Source organism: Acetobacter sp. P1H12_c (assembly GCF_018811975.1).
GTDB lineage: Bacteria > Pseudomonadota > Alphaproteobacteria > Acetobacterales > Acetobacteraceae > Acetobacter > Acetobacter persici.
In genome coordinates, this window is the sequence record NZ_JACRVR010000022.1 from 34,666 (window position 1) to 50,555 (window position 15,890).

The 15,890-nt window shown below is 56.1% G+C and carries 13 protein-coding genes and 1 pseudogene; 8 read left to right on the top strand and 6 right to left on the bottom strand.

The window, feature by feature from the left end; all coding sequences use genetic code 11:
* Positions 1 to 10: 10 nt before the first annotated feature.
* The 3 genes from KP699_RS11145 to KP699_RS11155 all read right to left on the bottom strand — a co-directional run bounded on the left by KP699_RS11145 (position 11) and on the right by KP699_RS11155 (position 4,695).
* Entirely contained in the window at positions 11 to 1,678 is a 1,668-nt protein-coding gene (locus tag KP699_RS11145; RefSeq protein WP_215762666.1) for an alginate export family protein, read from the bottom strand.
* Positions 1,675 to 2,859, bottom strand: a complete 1,185-nt coding sequence (locus KP699_RS11150; protein WP_215762667.1) for a NarK/NasA family nitrate transporter — start codon at positions 2,857 to 2,859, stop codon at positions 1,675 to 1,677. The genes KP699_RS11145 and KP699_RS11150 overlap by 4 nt, the downstream gene beginning before the upstream one ends.
* A 423-nt stretch (positions 2,860 to 3,282) precedes the next feature.
* Positions 3,283 to 4,695, bottom strand: a complete 1,413-nt coding sequence (locus KP699_RS11155) for a short-chain fatty acyl-CoA regulator family protein (RefSeq protein ID WP_215762668.1) — start codon at positions 4,693 to 4,695, stop codon at positions 3,283 to 3,285.
* 130 nt (positions 4,696 to 4,825) lie between these two features.
* Here KP699_RS11155 and KP699_RS11160 point away from each other — a divergent pair, with 130 nt between their 5' ends.
* Genes KP699_RS11160 through acs form a run of 4 tightly spaced genes read left to right on the top strand, consistent with a single transcriptional unit; the run spans position 4,826 to position 10,557 of the window.
* Entirely contained in the window at positions 4,826 to 6,388 is a 1,563-nt protein-coding gene (locus tag KP699_RS11160) for an MmgE/PrpD family protein (protein ID WP_215762669.1), read from the top strand.
* A 42-nt stretch (positions 6,389 to 6,430) separates the two neighbouring features.
* The gene (gene prpC / locus KP699_RS11165; RefSeq protein ID WP_215762670.1) at positions 6,431 to 7,597 is read left to right on the top strand and encodes a 2-methylcitrate synthase; all 1,167 of its coding nucleotides are present in this window, start codon (positions 6,431 to 6,433) and stop codon (positions 7,595 to 7,597) included.
* The gene (gene prpB, locus KP699_RS11170; protein ID WP_215762671.1) at positions 7,594 to 8,532 is read left to right on the top strand and encodes a methylisocitrate lyase; all 939 of its coding nucleotides are present in this window, start codon (positions 7,594 to 7,596) and stop codon (positions 8,530 to 8,532) included. The genes prpC and prpB overlap by 4 nt, the downstream gene beginning before the upstream one ends.
* A 45-nt stretch (positions 8,533 to 8,577) precedes the next feature.
* Complete coding sequence (gene acs / locus KP699_RS11175) at positions 8,578 to 10,557, top strand: acetate--CoA ligase (protein WP_215762672.1); 1,980 nt, start codon at positions 8,578 to 8,580, stop codon at positions 10,555 to 10,557.
* Positions 10,558 to 10,711: 154 nt separating this feature from the next.
* Here acs and KP699_RS11180 read toward each other — a convergent pair whose 3' ends face one another.
* A complete protein-coding gene (locus KP699_RS11180; protein WP_215762673.1) occupies positions 10,712 to 11,458 on the bottom strand; it encodes a class I SAM-dependent methyltransferase in 747 nt (248 codons plus the stop codon).
* Positions 11,459 to 11,556: 98 nt separating this feature from the next.
* Between KP699_RS11180 and KP699_RS11185 the strand changes: the two genes are divergently transcribed.
* On the top strand, positions 11,557 to 12,345 hold the full coding sequence (locus KP699_RS11185; protein WP_215762674.1) for a glycosyltransferase family 2 protein: 789 nt from the start codon (positions 11,557 to 11,559) through the stop codon (positions 12,343 to 12,345).
* Here KP699_RS11185 and KP699_RS11190 read toward each other — a convergent pair.
* The gene (locus tag KP699_RS11190) at positions 12,251 to 12,865 is read right to left on the bottom strand and encodes a hypothetical protein (RefSeq protein ID WP_215762675.1); all 615 of its coding nucleotides are present in this window, start codon (positions 12,863 to 12,865) and stop codon (positions 12,251 to 12,253) included. The two genes, KP699_RS11185 and KP699_RS11190, sit on opposite strands and share 95 nt — an antisense overlap.
* Positions 12,866 to 12,956: 91 nt before the next feature.
* Between KP699_RS11190 and KP699_RS11195 the strand changes: the two genes are divergently transcribed.
* The 3 genes from KP699_RS11195 to KP699_RS11205 are packed head-to-tail and all read left to right on the top strand — an operon-like array spanning position 12,957 to position 15,762.
* Complete coding sequence (locus tag KP699_RS11195; RefSeq protein ID WP_077930414.1) at positions 12,957 to 13,247, top strand: phosphopantetheine-binding protein; 291 nt, start codon at positions 12,957 to 12,959, stop codon at positions 13,245 to 13,247.
* A 6-nt stretch (positions 13,248 to 13,253) separates the two neighbouring features.
* The gene (locus KP699_RS11200) at positions 13,254 to 14,909 is read left to right on the top strand and encodes an AMP-binding protein (protein WP_215762676.1); all 1,656 of its coding nucleotides are present in this window, start codon (positions 13,254 to 13,256) and stop codon (positions 14,907 to 14,909) included.
* Positions 14,899 to 15,762: an acyltransferase gene (locus KP699_RS11205; RefSeq protein WP_215762677.1), complete on the top strand. Its 864-nt coding sequence runs from the start codon at positions 14,899 to 14,901 to the stop codon at positions 15,760 to 15,762. The genes KP699_RS11200 and KP699_RS11205 overlap by 11 nt, the downstream gene beginning before the upstream one ends.
* Here KP699_RS11205 and KP699_RS11210 read toward each other — a convergent pair.
* Positions 15,716 to 15,890, bottom strand: a pseudogene (locus tag KP699_RS11210) (IS3 family transposase); the annotation flags it as partial. The gene KP699_RS11205 and the pseudogene KP699_RS11210 overlap by 47 nt on opposite strands.

Genomic DNA, 15,890 nt, shown 5'->3' on the forward strand with positions numbered 1-15,890 from the left:
CCCTCTGCTTTTAAAATTTGAATTCCAGCGTTTGCATGTAGAGCGCGCCCTCTTTGGCGCCGACAGTGCGCATCCCGCGTGAGAGCAGAATGCCTTCAATATCGTGCGTCCAGGCCCAGTGCGGCGCAAAGTTCCAGGAAAGCTGGGTGTAGGGCATGACGCCGGTAAACCCGCCATGCAGGTTGTCACGCCAGTTATAAATTTTACTGTTGCCGCCATAAACGGCGTCCTGTGTGCTGGCGCGCCAGAAGAACGGCACGTGCAGCTTCAGGTGCAGGGTCGGGTGCATGGTAAAATTGGCAATCGGCCCGACACCAATCAGGTTTTGTGACGTCAGGGAAAGAGAGAGATCGTTATAATAAGGCAGCGGGACAAAAGGCGTTGCAAACGTGCCGACCGCGCCGCCCTGACTACGGTCAGACCCACCGGAGAACAGGTCAGCCTGCACGCCAAAGCCCGGTTTGCCCGCCCAGTCCGCGCGTGTGTACGTTATGCTGCCATTCACCGCATAAGCGCGCACGGAGCGTGTGCTCTGGCTTGTTTTGGCCGGACGAAACTCCCCACCCTGAAAAATACCTGTCAGATTTGTAGAAAACGGACCGACATTCCCCCACAGGCGCAGCCCGACATTATCCCGGCGGGAAGAGCCTTTCTGCACACTCCCCTGTGCTGCGGCAGGGATGGAAGCCGCAGCGCCGCCATACAGGTATCCAAGGAAAAACAGATCCGCAAACATCTGGCTTTTCTGGCCCATGAACTGAAAAGCGGGGAGTGCTGTGGACGTATAGGCACCATACAGGCGCGCATTATAATTTGTGCCGTCTGCAAAAACTTTTTGCGGCAGCTTGTTTGTTTGCATGAAGTCGAACAGGTCGATCCTGAAGCGGTTCCACACGGCATATCCGCGGAAGCCGTCCCATGTCTGCTGCACGTTTGTCAGGTCACGCGGGGACTGTAGGGAAACGGGTGCATCCAGAAAAATCTGTCTGCCGCCGATAACACCCATCTGCGCCCCAAGAAGACGGCCTTTAACTTCCAGAATCCCTTGCTGGAGGTCCAGACTTTCGCGCTGGGCGCCCGTCTGGTAGCCGTATGTGTTGGAACCACCTGCCACGCCATACAGGAATTCCGCATAAGCCCGCACATGCTCTCCCAGATGCAGGTCTGCGCCATACTGGTTGCGGAGCAGAACACGGCTGGCATTTGTTTTGCCTGCCTGACCGAGCAGGGGCTGATTTTCAAAAATATACCGTAGCCGTTCTTCCCCGCTGAAGCTCATCCAGATACTGCCGCTATCATTAAGGCGGACGTATTTCAGGCGGTTGAACCAGTCATTTTTCCGAATGTTCTGTGGGGTGCGGGCCAGAGGACTCCAGTCTTCCGTCCAGCGGGCCTGACCGTAGCCATTCACAACCCCAAACCCGGAAGCGGCACCGTTTCCGGCGTTAAAGATATTCCAGTCGGGGTGATAGACCGCCCCTTTTAGAATGGCCTTCTTGTCTGGCAGAGGAAGCACCGGAACTGCGACAACGGGCGTCAGAGGCGTCACTGCGGCAGGAAAAGGCGTTTTCTGGGGTACGGATTTCTGCTCTGCCGCCCATGCGGTGCCGCTCAGCGCGACACTCAGAACAAGGCTTCCACTTTTCCAGCTCTGGAAACAGCGTAAAATACGTTTCATTGCGCACGCTCCGTCCAGCGGGCGTGGCAGCCAGTGACGCACCCGCACGCGACGAAACAGACAAGTGCAAAAATGAAAAAGCCGGGGCCGTAGGAACCCGTCGTCTGACGTGCGGCGCCAAGGGAGGAGGCGAGGTAGAAGCCGCCCACCCCGCCAGCCATGCCAACAAGACCCGTCAGAATACCGACCTGCTGCGGGAACCGGATCGGCACAAGCTGAAAGACCGCGCCGTTCCCCAGCCCCAACGTCACCATACCCAGAAAGAAAGCGCCAAACGCCAGAAAGACAGAAGGAAGCCCCGTTGAGATCAGCAGGAAAATAAGCCCTGCTACCCCATAAATCAGCATCAGCGCCTTTGTGCCGCCAATACGGTCCGCAAGAGCCCCGCCAACCGGACGGATGAAAGAACCGGCAAAAACCACAAAGGCGGTGCACGCCCCTGCGGTGGCCGGGGCCAGATGGTACTGATCATTGAAGTAGATGGTCAGAAAGGCCGCCAGACCGACAAATCCGCCGAACGTGACGCTATAGAAGAACATCAAAGCCCAGCAGCCGCCCGATTTCAGGATCGGCCCCCATGAAGACAGGGACGGCATGGACGGACGGCTCGCCGGTTCCCGTGCCAGACACAAAAAGGCAATCAGCACTGCAATCAGCGGCAGCGTTGCCAGCCCCAGAACATTCAGCCAGCCCACCATGGCAGCCAGACCGGGCGCGAACAGGGATGCCAGAGCCGTGCCGGAATTCCCGGCCCCTGCAATGCCCAGAGCCGTGCCCTGATAACGGGGCGGATACCAGACGGACGCAAGGGGCAGCGCAACAGCAAAGGACGCCCCCGCAATGCCCAGAACCAGAGCGACCCAGAACATGCTGAGATAGCTGTGTGGTGCCAGAAGCCATGTCAGCCAAAGCCCAAGAATAACATTCACCTGCGCCGCAATGGCGACACGGCGTGGACCAAACACATCCACCAGTGCTCCGGCAATCACCCGCAGGCCCGCCCCGGCCAGAACAGGGGTTGCGACGAGCAGCCCCTTCTGCCCGGCGTTCAGATGCAGGTCATGCGCAATGGAAATCCCAAGCGGGCCGAGGAGAACCCAGACCATGAACGAGACATCAAAATAGAGAAATGCGGCAAGCAGAGTCGGTGCGTGACCGGCTTTAAGAAACCCTTTGTCCACAGAACGTCTTCCAGATGGTCCGTATTTTCTGCACGGAAAACCATCGCTCTCTGAGCCAGCGAACCGCCATTGATCCGCCCTGTGTGCCGCGTCTGCCTTAACAAGAAGGCGCCTGTTCTTTCCGCCGCCGTTGACGGAAAGAAGAATGTCTTGGAACAGTAAGGCCGGAATAATCCGATGTCAAAATGATTTTCGGGAATAAATGGATTTTTAGCCTCACTATTTACAGCGGACTATAGACGATCAGGCTTTCTCGCTTCTCGCTTCTCGCTTCTCGCTTCTCGCTTCTCGCTCTGCGCGAATGGCGCACTTGTTTGTTTTGGCGGAACGCACGCTGTCTGCGGGGAACGTATTGTCAGCACAGAGGGGGGACGACGCTTTCATAACGGGGTTCGTCCCACCGCCCGCAATTCATGACAAATGTTATTCTGGATAAGCGCGATACGGCACAACGCCGCGGGCATCGCTACCGGTATCAAGCAAACGGCCTGACAGTGGGAGAGACCGGTGGCTGCAATTATCCCGGCTACAGGCCCGGCACCCCGGACCAATGGGAATAACCAGACTATGGTCATTCAGATCCAATCCGTCCGCATATACTGTTTGCGTGGCATCCTGAATATGACACCCAAGGACAATGGCGCTTTGCCGGGGCCTGTCTGTGTAATTACGCCCCTCGTGGGAGACGGTTCTGGCGACGTTCAGGTAAATTGTATTATCCGTCGTTTCTGAAAGTTGTACCTGCACCTGTCCGGGCGTGGCGAAAGCACGGAAAATATTCCACAACGGGCACGGTCCGCCAAAGCGCGCTTGTGAAAAACGATTGGCAGAAAAGCTTTTTAAAATATTTCCTGCAATATCAAGTTTGAGGAAGTAAAAAGGAATCCCTTCCATACCGGGGCGTTGCAGGGTGCTCAGGCGATGGCTGACCTGCTCAAAACTGACGCCAAAGTGCCTGCGGATACGTTCTACATCATACCGCATGGCCTGGGCAGTTTTTAGAAAGTTCTCGTAAGGAAGCAGAAGCGCACCAGCAAAATAATTACCCAGATAAACCCGTGCGAGCTGGAATGAGTTTTTATTTTTCGGTGCCGAGCGTTTTAAAATTCTGGTTATGAGTTTATCATAGTTTAATTGCCCGATAATCTGCGCCAGATAAAAGATACGACTTTCCTGCGTCTGGTTATAAGGCAGCATGATTGTGCTGCGCTGTCTGTTTATACGCCAGACCAGACCTTCCTGCTCCATTTCCGTGTCCTGCACGATGTGTAAGCCATGCTGTTCCTGCAGGAATGCGGCCAGAACGGGTTCAAGGTTGTCTTTATTTTCAGGAAGATTTTGATAAAAATTTTCGGCCGCGCAATCAAGTTCATGAAAATAGTTTTGCTTTTCCTGCACCCAGTTTCCAACCTCTTCATAAGGTTCGAGCGGTGCCGTATCCGGTAAGGAGGACGCTGCCCGCTGTTGCTCAAACATATAGGCGCGATAGAGCGTTAAAAAAGCATCACACAGAGCCGGTGCCTGTCTGGCAGCTTCAGCCATATGCGTCATGGTGAGAGAGACGTCTTTGAAAACAGGGTCTCCCATCGTCTCGCGCAGCGCCTGCAGCCTGTGGGCTTCGCGGGTGTCATTAAACCACGCGGGAGTCAGGGCGTACTGCTCACAAATCAGGTGCAGCAGCCGGTCGGGCAGGGGCCGATGGTTACGCTCCAGCTGGTTGAGATAGCTGAGCGATATGCCGAGCAGCGAGGCAAGCGTCTGCTGGGTCAGATTGTCGCGCTTGCGCAGTTCACGCAAACGCTGCCCAGCAAAAAGTTTCGTGCGGGTTACCGGCATGACAAAACTTCGCAAACTTCGCAAGTTCTGCAAATTCCTTCGCTTCTTTCCACTCTTATCTCTCTCCTGATTTTTGTTTTTGTTTGTCAGATTGCGTGTGTGTTCAGAGGCAAGATCAGGAATTTAAAACATGCAGTACCATGATGTTCGAGTGCACCCGGAAACTGAACGTCTGCCCCGTTCCGGGCAGCTCGCATGGAAGATAGCACAGGTCGCGGCTGACCCTGTTCCTGTTGACATTGAAGTTACGGAAATGGTTGTCAACCGGTTGATTGATAACGCTTCCGTGGCTGTTGCCTCCCTTAACCGCCATTCTGTTGTGAGCGCACGGGCCGAGGCTCTGGCGCATCGGCGCCCCAACGGGGCAACGCTGTTTGGCATGGGGCCGGATATCCGGGTGCATGCCGAATGGGCTGCCTGGGCGAACGGAACTGCGGTGCGTGAGCTTGACTATCATGACACATTTCTGGCTGCTGAATACTCGCATCCGGGCGATAATCTGCCCGGTATTCTGGCGGTGGCCCAGCAGTGCCACCGCAGCGGCGCAGACTTTATCCGTGGCGCGGCCACGGGGTATGAAATTCAGATAGATCTGGCGCGCGCTATCTGCCTGCACAAGCACAAGATTGATCATGTTGCCCATCTCGGGCCATCCGTTGCCGCGGGCATCGGCACCCTGCTGCGTCTGCCCCCAGCAGTCATTTATCAGGCTATCGGGCAGGCCCTGCATGTGACGACGGCCACCCGGCAAAGCCGTAAGGGCGAGATTTCCTCATGGAAAGCCTATGCCCCGGCCCATGCTGGCAAAATGGCGGTCGAAGCTGTTGACCGTGCCATGATGGGGGAAACGGCTCCGGCTCCGATTTATGAAGGAGAAGATGGGTTTATCGCGTGGATGCTGGATGGGAAAAACGCGCAGTATCACGTGCCGCTTCCGGCACAGGGTGAAGCCAAGCGCGCCATTCTGTCGTCTTTCACCAAAGAGCATTCCGCGGAATATCAGAGTCAGGCGCTGATCGACCTCGCCTTTAAAATGGGGCGGAAAATTTCTGACTGGGATGCGGTAGAGGATATTCTCATTGAGACCAGCCACCATACGCATTACGTGATTGGCACCGGCGCGAATGATCCGCAAAAGTTTGACCCGCATGCCTCGCGTGAAACACTGGATCACTCAATCATGTATATCGTTGCCGTCGCCTTGCAGGATGGGGCCTGGCACCATGAACGCTCTTACGCCCCCGAGCGGGCGCGGCGTGAGGATACTGTTCGGCTCTGGCGCAAAATTCATACGGTAGAAAAGCCTGAATGGACTGAACGCTACCACGATGCCAACCCCGACCGTAAGGCTTTTGGCGGGCGGATTATCATCCGTATGAAAGACGGCTCCGTTCTGGAAGACGAACTGGCTGTTGCCAATGCCCATACGCTCGGCGCAACGCCCTGGCAGCGCACGGATTATATCCGGAAATTCCGTACACTGTCTGAAGGCATTGTTCCTCAGGAAGAAGTCAGGCGGTTTCTGGATGTTGTTCAGAAGTTGCCTCAGTTGCAGGCGGGAGAATTGCACATGCTGGAACTTCAGTTGCCGGCAGCTTCACTCCAGCAAAGCAAAGCTGAAGGCATCTTCAATTTTGGTCAGTCCAGAACCGAGGCAGACGTCCCCAGACCCTCTGCCGTTCTGGCGTCCTAGAGCGTCGCCTTATCCATATGCCTTGCAGACAGGATAAAAATCATGACAACACATCTGCACAGAAAGCCCAAAAAATCAGTTGCCCTGTCCGGAACGGTTGCGGGCAATACGGCTCTCAGCACTGTAGGCCACAGCGGGAATGATCTTCATTATCGTGGATACGATATTAAAGATCTTGCCAAGAATTGCATGTTTGAAGAAGTGGCGCACCTGCTGATTTATGGCTATCTGCCAAATTCGCATGAACTGGCCTCCTACCAGCAGCATTTGATGCGGCTGCGCGAGATTCCGGCACTTGTCAAAAATGGTCTGGAATGTCTGCCTGCCGCCTCTCATCCGATGGATGTGATGCGGACCGCAGTGTCTTTGCTGGGGTGTGCCCTGCCGGAGCGGAGCGATTGCCCGGTGGCAGGCACGCGCGAGATTGCGGACAGGCTGGTCGCCTCCCTTGGGTCCATGCTGCTCTACTGGTATCACTTTTCCACGCATGGCCGCAGAATAGAGACCTTTACGCAGGATGAGACTGTTGGCGGGCATTTCCTGCATCTTTTGCATGGAGAAAAGGTGCCGGATGCGTGGGTGCAGGCGATGCATACCTCCCTTATTCTCTATGCCGAGCATGAGTTTAATGCTTCCACCTTTACGGCGCGTGTGGTCGCAGGCACAGGGTCGGACGTTTATTCTGCGGTCGGCGCTGCCATAGGTGCGCTGCGTGGCCCGAAACATGGCGGTGCGAATGAGGTGGCGCTGGATATTCAGCAGCGGTACCATACAGCGGACGATGCTGAGGCTGACATCTGCCGCCGTCTGGAAAACCGCGAAGTCATTATTGGCTTTGGGCACCCTGTTTATACAGTTGCTGACCCGCGCAACGAAATTATTAAAGACACAGCGCACGCTCTGGCGCGCCGTAATGGCACCATGCGGCTTTATAACGTAGCCGAGCGCATTGAGCGCGTTATGGGGGACAAGAAAAACATGTTCCCCAATCTGGATTGGTTCAGCGCGGTTTCTTATCAGGCCATGGGTGTTCCAACATCCATGTTCACACCTCTGTTTGTCATCTCCCGTGTGACAGGATGGTGCGCGCATATCATTGAACAGCGGGAAGATGGCAAGATTATTCGCCCCTCTGCCAATTACACAGGGCCAGACAACCGTCCTTTTGTCTCGATCCGTGAACGCGATGGACTGGAGAATGCAGCATGACATACCTTTCAGGAAATGATGCACCGGCATCGCCCGCAGGAACGCGCTTTCGGACCCTGCTGGATGGAAAAGACATTATGCGCATTCCGGGGGCACATAACGGGCAGGCCGCCTTGCAGGCGAAAGATGCAGGGTTTGAATCCCTCTATCTGTCTGGTGCGGCAATGTCGGCCAGTATGGGGCTGCCAGATCTTGGTATCATCACGATAGAAGATGTCTGCTTCTTTATTCGTCAGATTACGCGTGCATCCGGTCTGCCGCTTCTGGTGGATGGGGATACCGGCTATGGTGAAACCCTGAATGTCATGCACATGGTACGCGCATTTGAGGATGCCGGTGCCGCCGCCGTACATATTGAAGACCAGATTCTGCCTAAAAAATGCGGCCATCTGAACGATAAGAAGCTGGCGACACCTTATGAGATGGCTCAGAAAGTCGCCGCAGCCGTCAAGGCACGGCGCAAAATGGTGATTGTCGCCAGAACAGACGCCGCAGGGTCAGAAGGGCTGGAGGGTGCTGTGGCCCGGGCCAGACTCTACAGAGAAGCCGGGGCAGACGCTATTTTTCCGGAAGCACTGACGTCTGAAGAGATGTTCCGTGAATTTGCGCGGCGTCTGCCTGATGTGCCTCTGCTGGCGAATATGACCGAGTTCGGTCGTTCTCCGTTTTTCACGGCCGAGCAGTTTCAGGCCATGGGTTACCGTATGGTGATATGGCCAGTCAGTTCTCTGCGTGTTGCGAATAAAGCGCAGGCTGATCTGTACCGTACACTGGCGCAAAAAGGCAGTACGCAGGAGTTGCTGCCAAAAATGCAAACGCGTGAAGAGCTCTACAAAACAATTCGGTATTATGATTACGAGGCACTGGACCAGAGTATTGTTGCGACAGTGCTGCCCAGCGTCATTCCCGAAAAACAGAGCTGTCACGCCGCCTGATCTTCCGCCTGCCGGACAAAATAAAACAACAACAGAGCGAAAGCCATGTCCACTTTGTCCCTTATCCCCACGCACTCTCACCCGCATTACACCGCAAGCATGAGTCCGGCAGAGTTGCAGGCCATGCGCGCGCATGCGCAACAAAATCCGGAAGGCTTCTGGCTGGAGCAGGCCCGGCGTATCCACTGGCACCGTAAGCCAACGCAGGGGTTCCGGGGGTCATTTGAGGGAGATGTCTCCATCAAATGGTATGATGATGGCCATCTGAATGCCTCTGTCTGCTGTATTGACCGCCATCTTACCGCACGGGGTGATCAGGTCGCCCTGATCAGTCACAGGGAAGGGCGCCCCGGTGCAGAGCAGATAACCTATGCCATGCTGCATGAGCGCGTCTGTCGCCTTGCCAATGCGCTGACGGATCTTGGGGTGGAAAAAGGGGAACGTGTCGCTATCTCCCTGCCCATGATTTCCGAGGCCGTCGTGGCCATGCTGGCGTGCGCCCGGATCGGGGCTGTGCATGTTGTGCTGTTTGGCGGATTTTCAGCCGAAGGCATTGCGGAACGCCTGATGGATAGCGGGGCCGTGCTGGTTATGACCGCCAGTGAGGCCAGACGCGGCAACAAAACCATCCCGTTCAAACAGACGATGGATGATGCCTTACTGAAATGTGGCCAGAACTGCACCGTAAAATCCGTGCTGGTTGTCAGAACGTCTGACGCTGCCGTGCCCATGCTCCCCGGTCGTGACTATGATTATCATGATTTTGTAGACGGGTTTGAACCTGATTTCGTCCCCGTTGTCATGCCTGCGGAAGCACCGTTGTTTATGCTCTACACATCTGGCAGCACAGGAAAGCCGAAGGCTGTTGTGCATGCAACCGGGGGATATATGGTGTGGGCTGCCTACACAATGAGCATGGTTTACGCGCAAAAACCCGGCGATGTTTTATGGTGCACGGCGGATGTGGCGTGGATCACCGGGCATACCTCTGTTGTGTACGGACCACTGGCGAATGGTGGCACCACCATGATTTCGGATAGTCTGCCAAATGCGCCGCATGCCGGGCGGTGGCTTGATCTGATTGATGACTATAAAGTCACCATGTTGTTTACATCCCCGACGGCTGTCAGAGCCATGATGGCCGATGGTGATGCGGTTGTGCAGGCGCACAGTCTGGAAACGCTCCGGTTGCTTGGCGTTGCCGGGGAACCCATCAGTTCTGATGTGTGGATGTGGTATCATGATGTGATTGGCCGTGGAAAATGCCCGGTGGCGGATACATGGTGGCAGACTGAAACGGCTGGTGTTGTGCTGGGGCCGGTGCCGGGTGCCCAGCCCTTAAAACCCGGTTCAGCCAGCACGCCCCTGCCGGGACTGGATCTGGCTCTGGCTGATCCGCAAGGTCGTATTCAGGAAAACTCTGCGGAAGGAAGCCTGTGTATTGCGAGATCCTGGCCCGGACAGGCCAGAACAATCTGGCGCGACCATGAACGTTTTTGCAAAACGTATTTTTCTATGGTGCCCGGATTTTATTTTACCGGCGATGGCGCCCGGCGGGATGATGATGGTTATTACTGGATTACGGGCAGAATGGATGATGTGATTAATGTTGCTGGTCACAGGCTTGGCACGGCAGAAGTGGAAGATGTTCTGGCGACGGACCATCGTTTGTTAGAAAGTGCCGCTGTTGGCGTGCCGCATCCTGTTAAAGGGCAGGCGCTGGTGGTTTTTGCAATCGCCCGTAAAAATGTCACAGCGCAGCCAACAGAGGCAGGGATTAAACGCATGGTGGCCGACGCTCTGGGCCGCTATGCAATGCCGGAAACTGTTTATCTGGTTCCTGATTTGCCGCGCACGCGTTCTGGTAAAATAGTGCGTCGTCTTCTGCGTAAAATCGCAAGTGGTGAAATCGAAAACTTTGGTGATCTGTCCACTTTGACAGATCAGGAAATCGTTCAGACAATTTGCAATTTCGTGCAGGAAAAACACGGTATGGGCTCTACTCCCTTGATCTTACAGGCATGAAGAGCATCCCTCCTGTCTGATCAGGACAAACCCGTCAGGATCAGGCTCCTTGCGCTGATGTAGGAGAGGGGACCTGCGGCGACGCGACGTTTCGGTATGACGTTCTCAACACAGTCGTCATACCGAAGTACGATGCGTCGCCTGATCTGCCTGCTCAGTCACGGCCCTTCGTTGCCATATAAGCATGAAAAACGCCGAAAGATGTGTGTTTGCGCACGTTTGCAAACCCGGCCTGTTTCAGGTTCTGGAGGATCTGCTCTGGGGGAATACAGTGTTCAATCGTGTCCCAGTAATAGGCCATCAGGGTCCGGCTTTCGCGGGATGCGGTAACGCCTGAGAGAAACGGCACGACCTTTCCCAGATAAAAGCGCAGAAAGGCTTGCACTGCGGGGGAACGTGCCCGCCCTATTTCAAGAATAAGCAGGTTGCCGCCGGGTTTAAGAACCTGCAGATACCCCCTGAATGTCGCATTCAGATCGCGGACATGGCGCAGAGCGTATCCCATGCTGAGCATATCCATGCTGTTCTCAGCAAAAGGCAGAGCCTGCGCATCCGCCTGCACGACCTGAATGGGCAGCTTGCGGCGGCACTCCGCTAACATCCCCTGACTCATATCCAGCCCGACAATGTTTGCCGGGGCGGTGAGTGTTGCGGCTTCCTGCGCGACCAGCCCTGTGCCGGTTGCAACATCAAGGAGCCTGTGTCCCTGACACAGGCCCGCTGTGCGCAGCATCCATCTGCGGTACCATTTGCCAGACCCAAGAGAAAAGATGCTGTTAATGCGGTCATAATAACTGGCGGTGCGATCAAAAATAGACCGAATAAAAACCGCGCGTTCGCTGCCATTCTCGTAATAAGCCGGGAGCACAGGGTGTGGGGGGCAGGGGTTTTGATCAGGCATAAAAAAGATCGCTTCTCAAAGGCGGGGTGATCGGGTCATATCGTAATTATGGGAGGCGGAACAGCCTTGTTCCTGTGGTGCTGGAGTTCTCTTCTGTTATGCCGGACGCGTTTCGCTGTGTTGTCCTGATCCCGTCTTATAATTCAGGCAAGTTGCTACGGCGCACGGTGTCTGAGGTTCTGGTCGTGTGGCCGGATGTTGTTGTGGTGAGTGATGGCAGTCAGGATGGCAGCCAGCATGCGCTTGATGATCTGCTGTTACAGCATGCAGGCCTGCATCTTGTCCGCTTGCAACGCAATGGCGGGAAAGGGCGGGCGGTTTTATACGGCGCACAATGGGCGGAGCAGGCGGGCTTTACACATATTCTCACGATGGATGCCGATGGCCAGCATCCGGCACAGGACCTGCCGGACTTTATGGCGGCCGGACGCCAGAACCCACAGGCTATGATTCTCGGGAAACCGGTGTTCGGTCCCGAGGCCCCGGCTGTACGGGTTTGGGGGCGAAAACTGTCTAATGGTCTGGTATGGCTGGAAACTGGCGGTGTGGTGCAGGACTGCCTGTTCGGGTTCAGGATTTATCCTCTTAAGCCCTTCCTGCAGGCCATGCGGATGTCCCATTTTATGCGTGGCTTTGATTTTGACCCGGAAATTGCGGTGCGGCTGGTGTGGATGGGGGTTCCTGCCTGCAACAAGGCAACGCCTGTGCGTTATCTTGAAAAATCTGAAGGAGGGATTTCACATTTTCATTATGGGAGAGATAACGCCCGCCTGATCTTTATGCATGTCAGACTCATCCTGACGTGGGTCTGGAAGAGGCTTTGCGGAAAGCGGAGACTGTTTCCCGCAGAGAAACATGCTCAAAATTGCGGATCACACGGCGTCTGACGTACGCTTCAACCAGCATAATGCCCGCAGCGCACGCAAACGTTCCTCCTGATAACGGCCAGCGCCATGATCCGTCTGGGCCTGCCAGCGCCAGAACTGCGGGGGCCAGCAATGCTCCGGCAAAAAAGAGCGCCCAGAAGAGGGTCAAAAACCGCGTGTAGCGCGCCACATCTGCGCGTAACGGCCCGTGCACCTGCTGCGCCACGCGGGAAATCAGGGGCGTGTGTGCGGGGAGCAGGGAACAGGCAAATGTGCCCAGCAAGGCCCCCAGCGGGACCACATAGATGAGAAGGGTATCGGTAGTGCGCGCCTGCTGGGGACAATAAACCCCGAAAAGGCAGAAAAGAAGGGTGCAGCACGCTACAGTCAGAATATGCCTGCTCAACAGGGCGAGCGCTGTGCCTTGCAGTAAAATAATAAGAGGAACATTCAGGCTGTTTATAGCGGAAAAATGAGCGATATGCCCTAAAACAAGCGAGAGAAAAAACACCGCAATGCCTAGAATCTTTTTTGCGGGCATGGCTCTGCTTCTGTTATAGCGTGGCTTTTCTTCATGCATTGTTTATGTTAGCTGACTCATTCAATCTGCATTTTAACGATGAGATTATGCTGTGAATACGACGAGTTCTCCCGCATCGCAAACCCCCTTTGAACATGAAGTGGCTGAACGGCTGGTCGAGGCATTGCAGCTCGAAGTCACAGCGTCCGAAATTGAGCCGGAAGCCCCCCTGTTTGGGGAGGGTCTGGGTCTTGATTCCATTGATGCGCTTGAAATCTCTCTGCTGGTCGGGCGTGATTATGGCGTCACCCTGCGGTCTGATAACCCGGACAATAAGCAGATTTTCAGCTCTTTGCGGGCGCTGTGCCAGTATTTGCAGGCTAACCGTTCCTCTGCCGGATAAATCCTGTTGAGCAAGGGCGTGGGAAACCGGAACTGGCCAGACTTGTCCCTGCTCTATGCGCCGGAACGCGAGGTGTTTGTCACCTCGGCAGGGCCAGTCACCGGACAGGCTTTCTTGCGGGCAGCGCATCGTCTGGCGGAAAATCTGCCAGATCAGCCCGTGGTGCCGGTCTGCGCGGATGTGTTTCTTTTCTCCCTGCTTTTTGCGGCGACCCTGATAAAGGGCCAGTATGTGCTGCTCTCAAGTGACCGGTCATCAGCCCGGCTGGCTGAACTGGCGCAGCAGCACAACGCCGTCTGTATTGCTCTGGCCGGAGACCCTGAAGTCTTTCAGTTGCCCGCTGGCGGCAAAGTTTTACAGAGTGAGGTCCCTCTTTCTGATGATTCGCCTCTGAGCGGACACCGTGCTTTTAATCCGGTTATAGATGCCGGGCGTCTGGTTGCCGTCGTGTTTACGTCTGGCAGCACAGGGCAGCCTGTCGGACATGAAAAATATTGGGGAGGGCTTGTGACCAGAAGCGTCACGGCCCGTGTCCTGCTTGACCCGGAAGCCGGGCCAGCGTCTCTGGTCGGCACGGTGCCGCCGTATCATATGTATGGTTTTGAGACACTGGTGCTACAGGCGCTGAATACCCGCGTTAAAACCATCGCGGGGGCAGATCATTACCCGGCAGACTGGGTTGCCCGGCTGGAGAAAGCCTCTGCTCCGCGTATTCTGGTCACAACTCCTCTGCAATTGCGGGGGCTGGTAAAGTCGGGCCTGACGGTTCCCGCCGTGCGGCGTGTCGTATCGGCGTCGGCACCCTTGCCTGAAAAGCTGGCAGAAGAAGCCGAGCGTTTTCTAAAGACTGAAGTGACTGAAATCTATGGGTCAACCGAGACAGGCTCGGTCGCCATCCGGCGCACCCTGAGCGGCCCGTACTGGAGCTGGTACCGGGATATCGGGTTGCAGACTCTGGCTGACGGGCGGGTGGAACTCTCGGCTCCCGGTGCGTTGAACCATGTTCTGGCGGACTTTATAGAAACGGGTGAGGCAGGAACCTTCAAGTTGCTCGGGCGTGTCACGGATCTGCTGAAACTGGGTGGCAAGCGCGGCTCTCTGGCTGCGCTGAATGCTGTGCTCAATAGTCTGCCGGGGGTTGAGGACGGGGCGTTTCTGCCGCCGGATATGTCCGGGGCAGACCCACAGGCACGCATGCAGGCGTTTGTTGTCGCCCCCACAGTGGCAGCGGAGACCCTGTTACAGGCGCTACGGCCTTTGATAGACCCGGTTTTTTTGCCCCGTCGTCTTGTTCCGGTCGCCGCATTGCCGCGCAATGCGGTGGGGAAACTGACTTTGCAGGCTTTGCGTGAGCTGGCAGCCGCGCAAAACGTGGAAGAGGAAATTGGCACTTTTACCGTGCCGCGTGATCATCCCTGTCTGGCAGGCCACTTTCCGAGGCAGCCGGTTGTGCCCGGTGTTCTGCTGCTGGAGGCAGCCTGCGCCTTGCTGAATGAGCCGGGCTTTGAGTGTGACATGGTCAAGTTTCTGCATCCTGTTTTGCCAGAACAACCCGTGGTGTTTTCCATGCGGCAGGCGGGAGAGTCCCTGCGCCTGACGGGCCGTTGTCTGGGGAATGTCGTGCTGCGTGCGGTGCTCAGGGCGCGTCCCGTTGAAGGCTGAGACCGATCATCGGTGGGTGGTGCCGGAACGCGGGAATCGTGCGGCCATGGCGCTGGCAATCTGGCTGGCAAAGCGCCTTGGCTGGCGGCGTCTGCGGGTTTTGCTCTGGCCGATAACCTTCTATTTTTTCCTCTGCCACGCCAGAGCACGCCGGGCATCCCGCATTTATCTGTCCCGTATTTTGCGGGAAAGGGCGGGTAACCGGCTGGTAGTGCGGCACTTTCACAGCTTTGCTCAGGCCGTGCTTGACAGACTATTTTTTCTGATGGCTCCCCAGACCATGCCCGCCGTCCGCTGCACCGGCCGGGAGGTCTTTCTGCGGGCGATGGAGCGCGGGCAGGGGTGCCTGTTGCTGGGCGCCCATATCGGGTCTTTCGAGGCGTTGCGTGCTCTGGGGCGTGACCATGCCATTACTCTGAAAATGGTGATGTACCGCTCCAACCTCGGCGGGGCCACGCAGGTTCTGGAAGCACTGGACCCGTCTTATCAGAACAGCATCATCCCCATAGGCCAGCCCGACACCATGCTGCGGGTGGCGGAAAGTCTGCAACAGGGGCACGTCATTGGTATGCTCGGAGACCGCTCCCCGGCAACGGGGCGGACGGTTACGGTCCCTTTTCTGGGGAAGGCCATTACTCTGCCCGAAGGCCCGTACCGGCTGGCTCTGGCAACGGGAGCCCCTATTCTTCTGGTGTGTGCCACCCGAGGTGCGGACGGGGCGTACGCGGTACGTGTCCGTCGTCGAAAGATTTGGGACTATGGATGGTGTGAAATAACGGAGGGTCTGGCCCATCTGATTATGATGTTTAGGCGGCACGCTGCTGATGAAGCAAGCGTCGTTTCTGGATGGTAGCTCTTTTGATGCGCTCACGTTCGAGCAGGATTGTCTGCCCCCGTCCGAACCAGACATCTGCCGGCGTGAGATTGTTGAGGCTCTCGTGATAGCGGCGCTGATTATAGTTTTCGACGAATGCCTCGATC

What these genes read in the sequence shown, in the direction of transcription:
- KP699_RS11180 (WP_215762673.1), bottom strand. Translation starts at nt 11,458, where the DNA reads ATGCCTGATCAAAACCCCTGCCCCCCACACCCTGTGCTCCCGGCTTAT.
- KP699_RS11185 (WP_215762674.1), top strand. Translation starts at nt 11,557, where the DNA reads ATGCCGGACGCGTTTCGCTGTGTTGTCCTGATCCCGTCTTATAATTCA.
- acs (WP_215762672.1), top strand. Translation starts at nt 8,578, where the DNA reads ATGTCCACTTTGTCCCTTATCCCCACGCACTCTCACCCGCATTACACC.
- prpB (WP_215762671.1), top strand. Translation starts at nt 7,594, where the DNA reads ATGACATACCTTTCAGGAAATGATGCACCGGCATCGCCCGCAGGAACG.
- KP699_RS11155 (WP_215762668.1), bottom strand. Translation starts at nt 4,695, where the DNA reads ATGCCGGTAACCCGCACGAAACTTTTTGCTGGGCAGCGTTTGCGTGAA.
- prpC (WP_215762670.1), top strand. Translation starts at nt 6,431, where the DNA reads ATGACAACACATCTGCACAGAAAGCCCAAAAAATCAGTTGCCCTGTCC.
- KP699_RS11160 (WP_215762669.1), top strand. Translation starts at nt 4,826, where the DNA reads ATGCAGTACCATGATGTTCGAGTGCACCCGGAAACTGAACGTCTGCCC.
- KP699_RS11190 (WP_215762675.1), bottom strand. Translation starts at nt 12,865, where the DNA reads ATGCCCGCAAAAAAGATTCTAGGCATTGCGGTGTTTTTTCTCTCGCTT.
- KP699_RS11145 (WP_215762666.1), bottom strand. Translation starts at nt 1,678, where the DNA reads ATGAAACGTATTTTACGCTGTTTCCAGAGCTGGAAAAGTGGAAGCCTT.